1 pseudogene is annotated in these 587 nt (G+C 48.8%); it reads right to left on the minus strand.

Going from position 1 to position 587, the window contains the following annotated elements:
- Positions 1-587 (minus strand): annotated as a pseudogene (gene secA / locus FDX22_RS15210) (preprotein translocase subunit SecA); the annotation flags it as partial.

The following is a 587-nucleotide window of genomic DNA, read 5'->3' on the forward strand; positions in this document are numbered from 1 at the left end:
ACCTGAACTTTGCTCAGGGTGCTGATCACTTCGTACTTCAGTGATTCCAGCATTGATGCAAACATAGAGAAGGATTCGCGTTTATATTCCTGCTTCGGATCTTTTTGCGCATAACCACGCAGGTGGATACCCTGACGCAGATAGTCCATCGCCGCAAGGTGCTCTTTCCACAAGGAGTCGAGAGTTTGCAGCATCACGCCTTTTTCGAAGTGNTCTTCTTTACGCTGATACACTTCAATGGCGTTAGCCAGAATACGTTCACGCAGCGTCTCTTCATGCAGCTCAGGTTCTTTATCCAGCCACTCTGAAATCGGCATCTCGAGGTCGAAATCATTTTTCAGACGTTCCTGCAGACCCGGGATATCCCACATTTCTTCCAGAGACTGCGGCGGAATATAGGCATCAATCGTTGCTTTGAAGACATCTTCGCGAATGCTGTTGATGGTTTCGCTAACGTCGGACACATCCAGCAGTTCATTACGCTGGCTGTAGATGGCACGACGCTGATCGTTGGCAACGTCATCGTATTCCAACAGCTGTTTACGAATATCGAAGTTGCGGCTTTCCACTTTACGCTGCGCGTTAGC

Source organism: Citrobacter sp. TBCS-14 (assembly GCF_005280805.1).
Classification (GTDB): Bacteria; Pseudomonadota; Gammaproteobacteria; order Enterobacterales; family Enterobacteriaceae; genus Citrobacter; species Citrobacter gillenii.